At 41.0% G+C, this 14,925-nt stretch carries 9 protein-coding genes; all 9 read left to right on the top strand.

From position 1 onward, the window contains the following. Positions 1-5: 5 nt before the first annotated feature. Complete coding sequence (locus P0Y49_12795; protein WEK17674.1) at positions 6-1,085, top strand: Gfo/Idh/MocA family oxidoreductase; 1,080 nt, start codon at positions 6-8, stop codon at positions 1,083-1,085. Positions 1,086-1,099: 14 nt separating this feature from the next. Next, positions 1,100-1,540 carry a MaoC/PaaZ C-terminal domain-containing protein gene (locus tag P0Y49_12790; protein ID WEK17673.1) on the top strand — a complete coding sequence of 147 codons (441 nt, stop codon included), beginning with the start codon at positions 1,100-1,102 and terminating at the stop codon, positions 1,538-1,540. A 32-nt stretch (positions 1,541-1,572) separates the two neighbouring features. Then, on the top strand, positions 1,573-2,886 hold the full coding sequence (gene fucP, locus P0Y49_12785; GenBank protein WEK17672.1) for an L-fucose:H+ symporter permease: 1,314 nt from the start codon (positions 1,573-1,575) through the stop codon (positions 2,884-2,886). Next, positions 2,883-6,251, top strand: a complete 3,369-nt coding sequence (locus P0Y49_12780; GenBank protein ID WEK17671.1) for a glycosyl hydrolase — start codon at positions 2,883-2,885, stop codon at positions 6,249-6,251. The genes fucP and P0Y49_12780 overlap by 4 nt, the downstream gene beginning before the upstream one ends. A gap of 36 nt (positions 6,252-6,287) precedes the next feature. Next, entirely contained in the window at positions 6,288-8,336 is a 2,049-nt protein-coding gene (locus P0Y49_12775) for a glycoside hydrolase family 127 protein (GenBank protein WEK17670.1), read from the top strand. 17 nt (positions 8,337-8,353) lie between these two features. Continuing rightward, positions 8,354-9,802 carry a sialate O-acetylesterase gene (locus P0Y49_12770; protein WEK17669.1) on the top strand — a complete coding sequence of 483 codons (1,449 nt, stop codon included), beginning with the start codon at positions 8,354-8,356 and terminating at the stop codon, positions 9,800-9,802. Further along, positions 9,747-12,098, top strand: coding sequence for a DUF5703 domain-containing protein (locus P0Y49_12765; GenBank protein ID WEK17668.1), 2,352 nt, complete (start codon positions 9,747-9,749; stop codon positions 12,096-12,098). Before P0Y49_12770 ends, P0Y49_12765 begins: the two co-directional genes overlap by 56 nt. A 99-nt stretch (positions 12,099-12,197) precedes the next feature. Continuing rightward, positions 12,198-14,114 (top strand): glycoside hydrolase family 88 protein, encoded by a 1,917-nt coding sequence (locus P0Y49_12760; GenBank protein WEK17667.1) that lies wholly within the window; start codon positions 12,198-12,200, stop codon positions 14,112-14,114. Positions 14,115-14,127: 13 nt separating this feature from the next. Continuing rightward, on the top strand, positions 14,128-14,916 hold the full coding sequence (locus tag P0Y49_12755; GenBank protein ID WEK17666.1) for an SDR family oxidoreductase: 789 nt from the start codon (positions 14,128-14,130) through the stop codon (positions 14,914-14,916). Positions 14,917-14,925 lie beyond the last annotated feature (9 nt).

Genomic DNA, 14,925 nt, shown 5'->3' with positions numbered 1-14,925 from the left:
CATATATGAATATTATATATCAACCTCAGCTGCCTGAAACTATACAACCCATTATTATTATAGGTGCTGGTGGTATTGTAGCCGATGCCCATCTTCCGGCTTATAAAAAAGCAGGTTTCACTGTTTATGGAATTGTAAATCGGACAAGAGCAAAAGCAGAGAAATTGGCAGAGGATTTTCAAATCCCTCATGTTTATGATACGGTGGCAGAAGCAGTAGCAAATGCACCTGAAAATGCGGTGTACGACCTGACGATAATGCCAGAGCAATATCTGGAGGTGTTGGCGCAGTTGTCAGATGGAGCCGCAGTGCTAATCCAGAAACCGATGGGCGACAGTTTTGATCAGGCTAAAGAAATACTGGAGCTATGCAGGCAGAAAAAACTGGTAGCAGCGATTAACTTTCAGCTTCGCTTTGCGCCTTTTGTAAGTGCCGCAAGGTATATGATAGCACAGGGGATGATTGGCGAGTTATACGATATGGAAGTTCGCGTAACTATTAAAACGCCATGGGAGATTTTTCCGCATGTGATGGTACATCCACGCCTGGAAATTCTTTATCATAGTATCCATTATGTTGATATGCTCCGTTCTTTTTTAGGGAATCCGGAAACGGTAATGGCGAAGACCTTAAAGCATCCTGCTAAAACACTTTCATCTTCACGTTCTACCATTTTAATGGATTACGGAGATACCATGCATGCGGTGATCAATACCAATCATGATCATGATTTTGGGCCGCATAATCAGGAGTGTTTCATTAAATGGGAGGGAACAAAAGGAGCAATAAAAGCTAAAATGGGCCTGCTTATGGATTATCCACATGGCGTTCCTGATGTGTTTGAATATTGCTTTCTGGAGGAAGGAAAAGAGCCTGTGTGGAAGCAACTGAAACTGGAAGGGTCCTGGTTTCCAGAGGCATTTGTCGGTACGATGGCCAGCTTAATGCGGTTTAAGGAAGGTTCATCTGATATCCTCCATACCGGCGTGGAAGATGTGATCAATACGATGGCCGTGGTAGAAAGTGCTTACCTATGCAGCGATAAAGGTGGCGTAAGGGTAAGCGAGCAGTTGAATAATAAATAAAGTAGTAAAAGAGCATGTATTTTAAATCAATATTTTTTGAAGATTACCAGTTAGAAGAGAAAAGGATAACATTGGGGCGTACGATTACAGAAACAGATTTCGTAGTTCATGCAGGGCATACAGGAGATTTTTTTCCGCATCATATGGACGAAGAATGGTGCAAAACCCAACCATTTAAACATAGAATTGCCCATGGAACGATGGTGTTTAGCATTGGCATTGGATTAACAGCATCGGAAATTAATCCTGAAGCTTTTTCTAAAGGATATGATCGCCTGCGCTTTGTAAAACCTGTATTTATTGGAGATACCATTCATTCGGAGATTACCATTTCGGAAAAGGCGGAAGCTAAAAAGCCGGAATACGGAACGGTAACAGAGCATGTAGAAATTAAAAATCAACACGGAGAAGTTGTATTGGTCTGTGACCACCTGCTGCTTGTAAAAAAGAAATAAAGCCTTATTAAGAACCAACCTAAAACTAAAATATGAACCATAATACAGAACCGGAAGCAATTGCCATAGCAAACCCTGCAGTCCATATCAAAGATGACACGACCACAGGCAAAAAGTATTTAGTGCCATTTATCCTTGTTGTAAGTTTGTTCTTCCTATGGGGAATGGCACATAACCTGGATTCTGTGTTAATTCCGCACTTAAAAAAGGCCTGCGATTTGAATAATCGTCAATCGACATTAATCGATACCTCTGTGTTTTTAGCCTATTTTCTGATGGCTATCCCGGCAGGGATGCTACTGAAGAAATGGGGTTATAAAGCCAGCATGATTAGCGGCTTACTTGTTTTTGCTCTAGGTGCATTCCTGTTTGTACCGGCAGCTAATCAGCTTTCTTATGCTACTTTTTTAATCGCACTGTTTATTATCGGCTGTGGTTTAACCATTTTGGAAACATCAGCTAATCCTTATGCCGCAGTATTGGGCAGTCCAGAAAAGGCCACCAGTAGACTTAATCTGGCTGCAGCTTTTAATGGATCGGCTGCGATGGTTGCTTCGTTTGTTGGCAAATTTATTTTATCAGGTAAATCTCATACTAAAGAAGAGCTGGCGGCAATGTCCGATTCAGTTCGGATGGATTATTTCCTTTCCGAAGCATCTTCAGTTAAGTTGCCTTATATCATTTTAGGTTCAGTGCTCGTATTGGTCGCAGTGATCTTCTATTTTATGGATCTTCCGGAGATCAAAACGAAGAGCAAAGATGGTATCTCGAGTGGTAGCTTCCTGGGTGCATTAAAACATAAGCATTTGAAATGGGCGGTTGTGGCTCAGTTTTTTTATGTAGGTGCACAAGTATGTGTAACCAGCTTTTTTATCAGAATGGCGCAACAGGGCGGAGGTTTTGATGAACATACGGCATTGAATTATCTGGCTATGTATGGCACCTTGTTTATGGTTGGTCGTTTTGCGGGAACATTTTTATTACAATTTATTGCTTCCCATAAGCTTTTATCTATTTACGCGGTTATTTCCACGGTCTTGTGTCTGGTAGCTATTTTAGGCGAAGGAGCTTATGTGGTATATGCTTTAGGGGGGATTGGTTTCTTTATGTCGGTGATGTTCCCAACTATTTTTGCATTAGGAATAGAGGGAATTGGGGAAGATACAAAAGCGGGGTCGTCATGGTTAATCATGTCAATAGTTGGTGGTGCAATTTTACCTTATGCAATGGGAACATTGATTGACATGAACGGCGACCATATTCAGATCGGTTACAGTGTACCATTGGTTTGTTTCCTGATCATTTTATTTTTTGGTCTTAAAGGGTACAAGATTGCCAGTAAATGATGAAAAAGACATTCTTTCTTTTTTTATTGGTTTGCAGCCTTTGCAGGTATGTCGCCAATGCACAGCAAAACGAAACAGCTAAGCCCTGGGTATTGTGGTACTGGATGCAGGCAGGTGTTTCCAAGCCTGGTATTACCGCAGATTTGGAGGCAATGAAAGCTTCCGGAATAGGTGGTGCTTACCTGGTATCGATCAAGGGAGCTACCAATCCGCCATTATTTTTGCCTCCGGCAGAACAGCTGAGTCCACAATGGTGGGATATGGTAAAGTTTGCCATGGAGGAGGCTAAAAGGTTAAATCTAAAGATGGGTATGCATGTTAGTGACGGTTTTGCACTTGCCGGCGGCCCCTGGATTACCCCCGAGCTATCTATGCAAAAAGTAGTCTCTACACAACTGAATATTAAAGGTGGTACCCAAACGAAATTAAGCTTAGCACAACCAGAAACGGTTGAAGGTTATTATAAAGACATTGCTGTTTATGCCTATCCTTCACCAGAAGGGACATGTATTTCGACACAAACTGTAATTCCAAAAGTAAGTACAAGTACAGGTGGTGATGCCAGTGGACTGGTCAAAGCGGGCAACAAAAAAAGCTTTGGCAGTAGCGAGCCTTATTGGATTCAATATGAGTTTGCCCAACCGTTTACCACACGTACGATTATGGTTAGAACTAATGGTAACAACTATCAGGCAGAACGATTGGATGTTCAGGTGAGCGATGATGGTAAGGTATTTAAGTCTGTAGGACGGCTAGAGCCACCTCGTCATGGTTGGCAAGATACAGATGCCGATGTAACCCATACCATAGTTCCGGTTACAGCAAAGTATTACCGATTTGTGTATGATAAGAAAGGATCTGAACCGGGAGCAGAAGATCTTGATGCCGCCAAATGGAAACCATCTTTAAAACTGGTTAATCTGGAGCTTTCTGCTGAAACAAGAATTAATCAATATGAAGGAAAAGCAGCTGCGGTATGGCGCATCAGTAAACGCAGTACTGCAACTCAGATTCCTGATCAACTTTGTGTGCCTTTAAATCAAATTGTTGATTTAACAGGTAAACTGAATGCTGATGGCAGTTTAAACTGGAAAGCACCTAAAGGAAACTGGACGATATTGAGAATTGGACACACTTCTACCGGTCATAAAAATGCCACAGGTGGAGGCGGCATAGGTTTGGAAAGCGATAAGTTTAATCCAATAGCTGCGAAATTGCAGTTTGATAGCTGGTATGGTGAAGCTTTAAAACGTGGTGGACCTGAGATCGCTTCGAAAGTATTGAGTGTGTTTTACATAGACAGTTGGGAATGTGGTAGTCAGAATTGGTCGTCACTGTTTGCCTCAGAATTTAAAAAGCGTCGGGGTTACGACCTTATGCCTTATTTGCCTGTAATGGTCGGCATTCCTGTACAAAGTGCAACCGTTTCTGAAGGTTTTCTCTATGATTTGCGCAGAACGATTGCTGAACTGGTGGTGGATCAGTTCTATAAAACATTGGCGGCATTAGCCAAAGAGAAAGGACTGGCATTTACTGCTGAAAGTGTTGCACCAACTATGGTTAGTGATGGCTTGATGCATTATAAAACGGTAGATATGCCGATGGGAGAGTTTTGGTTAAACAGTCCGACTCACGACAAACCCAATGATATGTTGGATGCCATTTCAGGTGCACATATTTATGGTAAAAAGATCATTCAGGCAGAAGCATTTACTACGGTACGTATGGATTGGGGCGAGCATCCGGGAAATATGAAAACTTTGCAGGATAGAAATTATGCATTGGGTGTAAATAAACTGGTTTATCATGTGTTTACCCATAATCCATGGATGGACAGGAAACCGGGGATGACATTGGATGGTGTGGGCTTGTATTTTCAGCGTGACCAGACCTGGTGGAAGCCCGGTAAAGCATGGATAAATTATGCAGAACGAGCACAGTCACTTTTACAACAGGGAAATCCGGTAGTCGATGTAGCAGTATTTACCGGTGATGAAATTCCAAGAAGATCTGTATTGCCCGACCGACTTGTTGCTGTGCTACCAGGGATTTTTGGATCTGATGTTGTTGAAAAGGAACGAATCAGACTATTGAATTCCGGGGAGCCATTAAGGCAAATACCTGCTGGAGTTACACATTCTGCAAATATGGCTGATCCTGAAAATTGGGTAAACCCGCTTCGTGGGTATGCCTATGATTCTTTTAACCCTGATGTATTAAGTACTGCAATAGTAAAAGATAAAAGGGTAGTGTTTATAGGTGGGGCTAGCTATGCCATATTGGTCATTCCTGGTAGAACGGCTATGGACCCCAATTACCAATACATGAACTTTGAAACAGTAAAGCAATTGCTTGCTCTGGTAAAAGGAGGAGCAACAGTATTACTGAATGAGAAACCACTTTATCAGGCGGGTTTAAAACAGGTGGAAGAAATTGAGTTCAAGAAGGTTGTTGATGAATTGTGGACTGCAGGAAAAGTTGGTGAGGGAAGGGTAATTATAGGGCCTTATCAGGATGAAACATTTAATGCGCTGGGACTTGAACGCGATTTACTTATTACGGAGAGCGGAGAAGCTGCTTATGCAAAAAGTGTTGCTTATACCCACCGTAAGACTATAAATAAAGATATTTATTTTATAGCCAATCAATTAGATAAAGCGCGTTCGCTAGATTTTTCATTCCGTGTTGCTGATCTAAAAACTGCACCGGAATTCTATGATGCTGTTTCGGGCAAAAGCTGGAAAGCAGAAAATTGGTCTGTGGTGGATGGGAGATTGGAGCTGCAGACTAAACTGGAGCCTAATGCATCCCTTTTTGTAATCTTTGATCGTAATGCTGAACCTGCAAAACCAGTTGAAGGTAAACTTAACTTTACAGTGTTTAACGCTTCTGAAACATTAAAAGGCGAATGGAAGGTGAGCTTTGATGTTGCTTATGGTGGCCCTTCAAAACCAATAATTTTTAAAGAACTGCAGGATTGGAGTACAAGTGCAGATTCTCTTGTCAAATATTACTCAGGTACTGCGGTATATACTAAAAATTTCGGGTTTAAAGGAAACAAGCAAGCTGAAGTTTGGCTGGATTTGGGCAAAGTAGCGAATATAGCAGAGGTAAAGGTAAATGGAGTTTCTTGTGGGACAGTTTGGACACCTCCCTACCGGGTAGACATCAGTAAGGCGCTTAAAAATGGGAACAATGTAATTGACATTGAAGTAAGTAATACCTGGGCAAATAGATTGATTGGAGATCAGCGCCTACCGGAAAATAAACGGATTACCAGAACTACAGCACCTTATCGTTTGGAAGGGAAACCTTTACTAGAGGCAGGGTTATTGGGCCCGGTAACGATCCAGACCATAAAATAATTGATACAATTAAATCGAACTATAAAACCGATACATATGAAAAGGATCAAAGTACAGTTGGCTAAAGTTTTGTTGTACAGTACTTGTTCTGCATTGATTTTTCTGTTCCTGAATAGTTCAGCGCAAGAGAAAAGCCTGGTGAATACAAAACAGAGTAGCCACGCTAAACTACATAGTCCGAATATGAAAGACGTGACCTGGACTAAAGGTTTTTGGGCGGATCGCTTTAAAGTAGCAAAGGAAACAATGGTTCCTAATATGTGGGATATCTATAATGATGAGCACATCAGTCATGCTTTTAAGAATTTTGAAATTGCTGCCGGTCTGGATACAGGAGCACATAAGGGGCCATCCTTCCATGATGGCGATTATTATAAAACACTGGAGGCTATGGCCAGTATGTATGCGTCGACGAATGATCCAAAGCTATTGGCTAAGATGGACAAAGCCATTGCTGTGATCGCAAAATCGCAGCGCGAAGATGGATATATCTATACCAAGGCTATGATAGAGCAGCGGAAGACCGGGTCAAAAAATCAGTTTCAGGACAGGTTAAGTTTTGAGGCATATAATATTGGTCATTTGATGACTGCCGCCTGCGTGCACTATAGGGCTACAGGTAAAACTAATTTATTGGATGTCGCTAAAAAAGCTACAGAATATTTGTACAATTTTTATCAGAAGGCATCGCCAGCACTGGCTAGAAATGCCATTTGCCCTTCTCATTACATGGGGGTAATTGAAATGTATCGAACCACTAAAGAGCCTCGTTACCTGGAGTTGGCTAAACACTTGATTGCCATTAAAGGGAAAATTGAAGATGGCACGGATGATAACCAGGATAGGATACCATTTTTGCAACAAACTAAAGCAATGGGACATGCGGTAAGGGCAAACTACCTATATGCCGGTGTAGCAGATCTATATGCTGAAACTGGTAACGATTCGTTGATGCATACACTGAATTTGATGTGGGACGATGTAAATCAACACAAGATGTACATTACGGGTGGTTGTGGTTCTTTATATGACGGTACATCTCCCGATGGGACATCTTATGATCCAACAGAAGTACAAAAGATCCATCAAGCCTTTGGCAGGGATTACCAGTTGCCAAATTTTACAGCCCATAATGAAACCTGTGCAAATATTGGTAATGTGTTGTGGAATTGGCGAATGCTTCAAATTACGGGGGATGCTAAATATGCAGATGTGATGGAATTGGCGTTATACAATAGTGTGTTGTCTGGCATTAGTCTGGATGGTAAAAACTTCTTGTATACCAATCCGCTAAGCTATTCGGATGATTTACCGTTTAAACAACGCTGGTCTAAAGATCGGGTACCTTACATTGGCTTATCAAATTGTTGTCCGCCAAACGTTGTGCGTACCATAGCTGAGGTAAGTGATTATGCCTATAGTATTTCAGATAAGGGGGTATGGTTCAATCTTTATGGTGGTAATACCATCCAGACAAGTTTAAATGATGGATCGAAAGTGAGCCTTGTTCAGGAAACGAATTACCCATGGGATGGTAATATAAAGATCAGTGTTAAAACAACCGACAATAAGCCTTATTCGATGTTCTTTCGTATTCCAGTCTGGACAGCTAATGCAGCTGTAAAGGTCAACGGAAAAACTCAAAACATGGTGTTAACCCCAGGTACTTACTCGGAACTGAATCGCCAATGGAAAGCAGGAGACCAGATAGAACTGGTATTGCCGATGGAAGCACAGTTAGTGGAATCAAATCCGCTTGTAGAAGAAAATAGAAACCTGGTGGCAATTAAACGTGGACCGGTTGTCTATTGTCTGGAATCTCCGGATCTGCCAGGTAAGCGGATCTTTAATGTTTTCATACCTGCTAAGATCAGCTTAAAGGCAAGTCCTATGCAAATTGATGGGGCAGACATGATGAGTCTGGAAGGCGATGCGCAGCTAATTGAAAATAAGGACTGGAAAAATGTGCTTTATCGTCCGATAAATAAATCAAATACCATAACGCCGATCAGGTTAGTGCCTTACTTTGCCTGGGGTAATCGTGGGCATTCTGAAATGTCAGTTTGGTTACCATTAAGCAGATAAAATTAATAGATTTAAAAATGAAAACATTTAAAGCATATATTCTTAAACCGGCAACGTTATTATGCCTGATTGCCTTTTCTGTAGGTTCTTCCTTTGCCGAGGTAAAACCTGCCTCTATTTTTACCGACCATATGGTACTTCAGCAGAAAGCTGATGTAGCAGTATGGGGTTGGGCAAAGAACAATAGCCTGGTTACTGTAACCCCATCATGGGACAAAAAGAAATACACTGTAAAAGCGGATGCGAATGGAAAATGGAAGTTAAAAATAGCCACTCCAAAAGCGGGTGGCCCTTACGAAATGACCATAACTGATGGTACTTCCATCACCTTAAAAGACATCTTGATTGGCGAAGTTTGGTTTTGTGGTGGACAATCCAATATGGAAATGCCCATGAAAGGATTTAAAGGGCAGCCTATTCTTGGGTCAAACGAGGCAATTTTAAAATCTTCCAATTCACAAATCCGACTATATACAGTCCCACGGTCATCTATAACAGAAAGACAGGACAATAGTAAGCCTTCTGATTGGAAAATTGCAGGGCCCGAAGCGGTATCAAATTTTAGTGCAACCGCGTATTATTTTGGTAAATTGCTGAGCGAAATGCTACAGGTTCCGGTTGGATTGATTAACGATAGTTATGGAGGTTCAACTATAGAAGCCTGGATGTCGCCCGAATTATTAAAGTCATTTCCTGAAGTTAAAATACCTTCAAAAGGCGATACGATTAAAGAAGTAAGTCGTACACCAACAACGTTATATAATGGTATGTTATACCCTGCTATTGGTTATGGAATCCGTGGAGCGATTTGGTACCAGGGAGAGTCTAATCAGGAACGTCCGGATAGATATGAAGATTTGTTTCCGGCCATGGTAAAGGAATGGCGGAATGTATGGGGAATGGGGGAGTTTCCTTTCCACTATGCACAGATTGCGCCATATAAATATGCAAAAGACCCAGCTCAAAGCGGTAAGAAATTTAATTCAGCATTCATCAGGGATGCGCAGCGTAAATCGCTCACTAAAATACCCAATTCAGGAATGGCAGTGTTGATGGATATTGGAGAAGAACGGTCCATTCATCCGGCAAATAAAGAAAAAGGAGGAGTACGATTGGCTTATCTGGCATTAGGCAATACTTATGGCATTAAAGGTTTCAGTTGTGCAAGTCCTGAATACGACTCGATGAGTGTTAAAGATGGTACTGCAATTATTAAATTTCAGAATGTAGCGAATGGACTTACTTCATTTGGAAAGCCCTTGTCTTTATTTGAAATTGCCGGAGAAGACAAAGTGTTTTACCCTGCAAAAGCTGTGCTTTCAGGAAGTAGTGTAACAGTCTCGTCTGAGTCTGTTAAGGTTCCGGTGGCAGTACGTTATGCCTTTAAAGATTTTGTAATTGGGGATTTGTATGGAAATGAAGGTTTACCGGTTTCCTCTTTTAGAACGGATGACTGGGAAAAGTAAATCGATTCTTTTTATTTGGATGATTATATCCGGCTGTTTATGGACTGTACAAGCACAACATAAGCAGGTGGAAGCTAATCTGGTATGGAACAGTCAGAGTGAAAATGCAGCGGGTTCTATGCCTTGCGGTGGAGGTGATATCGGTTTGAATGTTTGGGTGGAAAAAGGAGAACTGCTTTTTTATATTTCCAGAAGTGGAACCTTTGATGAAAATAATACTTTATTAAAACCAGGGCGAGTAAGACTTAAGTTAAGTCCTAATCCTTTCGATGCCAGTAGTACTTTTAAACAGGAGCTGGTTTTAAAAGAGGGCTACATAAAAGTTACGGGAACAAAAGCAGGATTGCAAACTGAGGTGAAAGTTTGGGTTGATGTTTTTAAACCTATTGTACATCTTGAACTAAAAAGTAATCAGAAGACTTTTGCTGAGGCAGGATTTGAAAGCTGGAGAAATGAAGACAGGATAACCAAGGGCAAAGAAAACAATCAGAACTCTTATAAATGGGCGCCTCAAGGGGAAGTAAAAACTTTTAAAGATAGCATTACATTTAAAAATGATGGATTGTTGTTTTTCCATCAGAACAAGGCCTTTTCTGTCTTTGATGTGACGGTGAAGCAACAAGGAATGGGCAGTGTCAAGGATAAGTTGTTTAATCCCTTAAAGAACCTCGTATTTGGAGGTTCCATGCAAGCACAGGGTATGAGCCCGGCAGGAATTTACACAGGCAGTTATTCCGGAATACCATTTAAAGGCTGGAAACTAAGAAATACTGAACCCCTAAAGGCTATAAATGTTGTCATTACATTGCATACGGCCCAAACACCGGCTGTAAAGGATTGGGAAAACGAATTGAGAAAAACAGAACTTACGGCTGCTAAAACTAAACAGGCATTTGAAGCAAGTAAAAACTGGTGGAATAGCTATTGGCAACGTAGTTTTATAGACATGAGCAGTGAGGAAAATCCTTTAGTTGCACAGGCAGGAAGAAACTATCAGTTGTTTCGCTATATGTTGGGCTGCAATGCTTTTGGAACTTATCCTACAAAATTTAACGGCGGCTTGTTCACTTATGACCCGGGCCTGGTAGATTCTACCTTAAAATACACGCCTGATTTCAGAAACTGGGGTGGTGGAACGCATACAGCCCAGAATCAACGATTGGTGTATTGGCCGATGCTGAAAAGTGGTGATGTAGAAATGATGAAACCACAGTTTGATTTCTATACAAGCTTACTGCACAATGCTGAACTGAGAACTGAATTTTATTGGGGGCATAAAGGAGCAAGCTTTACAGAACAATTGGAGAATTTTGGCTTGCCAAATCCTGCTGAGTATGGCTGGAAAAGACCTGTTGGTTATGATAAAGGCATGGAGTACAATGCATGGCTGGAATATGAATGGGATACCGTATTGGAGTTTTGTATGATGATGCTGGAGACAGAAAGTTATGCCGGAAAAGATGTAAAAGTATATCTTCCATTTATAGAAAGCTGTCTTAACTTTTTTGATGCACATTACAGTTATTTGGCTAAACAAAGAGGTAGTAAAGGGCTGGATGGCAATGGCCATCTGGTACTGTATCCGGGGTCAGCAGCAGAAACCTATAAGATGGCTTATAATGCTACATCAACCATTGTAGCATTGAAAACGGTATTGGGCCGATTACTGGAACTTAAAGGGATTTCTGAACCACAAAGGTCAGAATGGATTGCAATGTTAAAACGCATTCCACCAATTAGTTTCCGGGAGTTTGAGGGACATGTAACTATTGCCCCGGCTAAAGCATGGGAAAGAATAAACAATAGCGAAAGTCCACAATTGTACCCGGTTTATCCATGGGGAATTTATGGGATTGGCAAGCAGGGATTGGATACGGCTATCAACACTTTTAAATACGATCCAGACGTGCTGAAATTTAAGAGCCATGTGGGATGGAAGCAGGATAATATTTTTGCCGCAAGGCTGGGCTTAGTAAAAGAAGCAACGGAATTAATGCTGTTAAAATTAAAAGATTCAGGCAGAAGGTTCCCGGCATTTTGGGGACCAGGATTTGACTGGGTGCCAGATCATAATTGGGGTGGTTCGGGTATGATTGGCCTACAGGAAATGCTGTTGCAAACCCATGAAGAAAAGATCTTCATATTTCCGGCCTGGCCAAAGGAATGGGATGTACATTTTAAATTACATGCCCCTCATCAAACGATAGTAGAGGCTATATTGAAGAATGGAAAGGTGGAGCTGATAAAAGTAATACCTGAGTGGAGAAAAAAAGATGTTGTGATTTTAGTAAAATAAGTCTTTGGCAACGATTGCGTATTTATTTTGTAAGTTTTACTAAGATCACTGTTTAAAACTATGTAGAATTGTATTGAAACCATTTATAACACAACAAGTATGAAAATGAGATCTCTTATATTTAGTTTATTTGCCCTGGTTGCTATAGCACCGCAAGCAAATGCACAGAATGCCAAAACAAAGGCGAAGCCTTTATCTGACCAGATGGCAGCTACTGTAATGGAAGTATGGAAAGACAGATCAAAGAAATGGTCCTACGATGATGGCGTTGTTCAAGATGGGATGACTGAGATCTGGAGAAGAACCGGTAATGCGGTATATTTCAAATATGTTCAGGAAAAAATGGATGAGTTTATTTCACCGGAAGGGGTTATAGACACCTATAGTCAGGATCATTTTAATATTGATAACGTAAAAAATGGGACTGTTTTGCTCAATCTTTATAAAGTAACCGGACAGCAAAAATATTTTAAAGCGGCAACCACATTATGGGAGCAATTGCAAAAACAACCAAGAACAAAAGAAGGTGGTTTCTGGCATAAGCAAATATATCCAAACCAGATGTGGTTGGATGGCTTGTACATGGGAGAGCCTTTTTATGCTGAATATGCAGCACTAATTAACCATAAAGCTGCTTTTGATGACATCGCGAACCAATTCATCTTTATGGAAAAAAATGCCAGAGATGCGAAGACCGGGTTGTTGTACCATGGTTGGGATGAATCAAGAGAGGAGCGTTGGGCAGATCCAAAAACAGGTTTGTCACCACATATTTGGGCAAGAGCTATGGGCTGGTATGGTATGGCACTGGTAGATGCGTTGGATTATTTTCCAAAGGATCATCCGAAAAGAAAAGAGTTGATTAATATTCTAAACCGTTTGGCAACAGCGATTAAAAGCGTGCAAAATAATAAGACAGGCGTATGGTATGATATTTTAGATCGTCCAAATGATAAAGGCAATTACTTTGAGTCTTCGGCCTCGGCCATGTTTGTGTATACCATTGCTAAAGGGGTAAGGATGGAATACTTACCACAATCGTACTTTGCTGTAGCAGATAAAGGTTATAAAGGGATGCAGCAGGAGTTTGTTGAGCCACGCGCTTTTAATATGGTGAACCTTAAAGGTACGGTTACTGTATCAGGATTAGGTGGTAAACCTTATCGTGATGGTAGCTATGCTTATTATTTGAGCGAAAAAGTGATTACCAATGACCCTAAAGGTGTAGGTGCTTTTTTAAAGGCCATCAACGAAATGGAAATTGCAGCTATGCCTAAACCGGGTTTAGGGAAAACAGTAGTATTGGATTCGTATTTTAATAATGAAACAAAGAAAGATCAAAGTGGAAATGAAGTATCCTGGCATTACAAATGGGAAGAAATGGCCAATGGTGGTTTTTCTATGTGGGGTGAGCAGTTTAACAATGCAGGTTTTAAGACTTCAACTCTGTATAGTGCGCCTACAGCAGCAAACCTTAAAAATGCTTCGGTTTATATCATTGTTGATCCGGATACTGAAAAAGAAACGGCTAAGCCGAATTTTATCGGAGCTAATGACATTAAGAACATTACTGACTGGGTAAAAGCTGGTGGTATTTTAATCATGATGGCCAATGATACCGGTAATGTAGAGCTGGAGCATTTTAATCATTTGGCTAAAAATTTCGGTATTCAGTTTAACCTGGATAGCAAGGGCAGAGTGGTTAAAAACCAATTCGAAATGGGCAAGGTATCTGTTCCGGCAGGCAATGAAATCTTTAAAACGGCTAAAGAATTGTACATCAAAGAATATAGCAGTTTGAAGGTTATGCCACCTGCTAAATCGATACTTAAAGATAAGGATGGGGATCATGTAATGGCTATTGCCAAATTAGGTAAAGGAACAGTATTCGCTATTGGTGATCCATGGTTATACAATGAGTATGTGGACGGCAGAAAACTTCCCGCAGAATATAACAACTTTGAAGCAGGCCAGGACCTTATAAACTGGATTGGCAAACAATTGGTAAAGAAATAAATTTTTAGATGATATGGATTTACAATTAAAGGATAAGGTAGTTATCGTTACAGGCGGAGCCAAAGGTATAGGGAAAGCTACAGCAGCGGTGTTTGCTACTGAGGGTGCTATAGCGGTAATTGTGGGTAGAAAGGAAGCTGATAACCTAAAGGTGGTAGACGAAATTGTATCATCAGGTGGAAAAGCTTTCCAGGTTGCTGCAGAGTTGAGCGATCCTGAAGCCTGTGAACAAGCTGTAAAAACCATTGTAGCTCAATTTGGAAGAATTGACGGTCTGGTGAATAATGCAGGAGTGAATGATGGCGTAGGGTTGGAGCATGGCAATTATAAAGATTTTATGGCCTCTCTACATAGAAATGTTGTTCATTATTATTTGATGGCACATTTTGCCTTGCCTGAGCTGATCAAAAGCAAGGGTGCGATTGTAAATATTACTTCGAAAACAGCAGAGACCGGACAGGGGAATACTTCGGCCTATGCGGCAGCAAATGGTGGTAGAAATGCATTAACGAGAGAGTGGGCAGTGGAGTTATTGAAACATGGCATCAGGGTAAATGCAGTAGTGGTGGCCGAATGTTGGACACCAGCTTATGAAACCTGGATTGAAACATTGCCTGATGCAGAACAGAAATTAAAAGAAATTACATCAAAAATACCATTTGAAAACAGGATGACCACAGCCGAAGAAATAGCAGATATGGCTGCTTTTTTAATGTCGGGTAGATCTAGCCATACCACGGGTCAGATAATTCATGTAGATGGCGGATATGTACATCTGGATCGGGCTTTAGCCAATGCTTAACGGGATAAT

It is taken from the genome of Candidatus Pedobacter colombiensis (assembly GCA_029202485.1).
GTDB lineage: Bacteria > Bacteroidota > Bacteroidia > Sphingobacteriales > Sphingobacteriaceae > Pedobacter > Pedobacter colombiensis.
Note: the sequence above shows the minus strand (reverse complement) of the source record. Positions and strands in the feature narration are given on the sequence as shown.

What these genes read in the sequence shown, in the direction of transcription:
- P0Y49_12795 (WEK17674.1), top strand. Translation starts at nt 6, where the DNA reads ATGAATATTATATATCAACCTCAGCTGCCTGAAACTATACAACCCATT.
- P0Y49_12780 (WEK17671.1), top strand. Translation starts at nt 2,883, where the DNA reads ATGATGAAAAAGACATTCTTTCTTTTTTTATTGGTTTGCAGCCTTTGC.
- fucP (WEK17672.1), top strand. Translation starts at nt 1,573, where the DNA reads ATGAACCATAATACAGAACCGGAAGCAATTGCCATAGCAAACCCTGCA.
- P0Y49_12775 (WEK17670.1), top strand. Translation starts at nt 6,288, where the DNA reads ATGAAAAGGATCAAAGTACAGTTGGCTAAAGTTTTGTTGTACAGTACT.
- P0Y49_12765 (WEK17668.1), top strand. Translation starts at nt 9,747, where the DNA reads ATGGAAATGAAGGTTTACCGGTTTCCTCTTTTAGAACGGATGACTGGG.
- P0Y49_12755 (WEK17666.1), top strand. Translation starts at nt 14,128, where the DNA reads ATGGATTTACAATTAAAGGATAAGGTAGTTATCGTTACAGGCGGAGCC.
- P0Y49_12760 (WEK17667.1), top strand. Translation starts at nt 12,198, where the DNA reads ATGAAAATGAGATCTCTTATATTTAGTTTATTTGCCCTGGTTGCTATA.
- P0Y49_12770 (WEK17669.1), top strand. Translation starts at nt 8,354, where the DNA reads ATGAAAACATTTAAAGCATATATTCTTAAACCGGCAACGTTATTATGC.
- P0Y49_12790 (WEK17673.1), top strand. Translation starts at nt 1,100, where the DNA reads ATGTATTTTAAATCAATATTTTTTGAAGATTACCAGTTAGAAGAGAAA.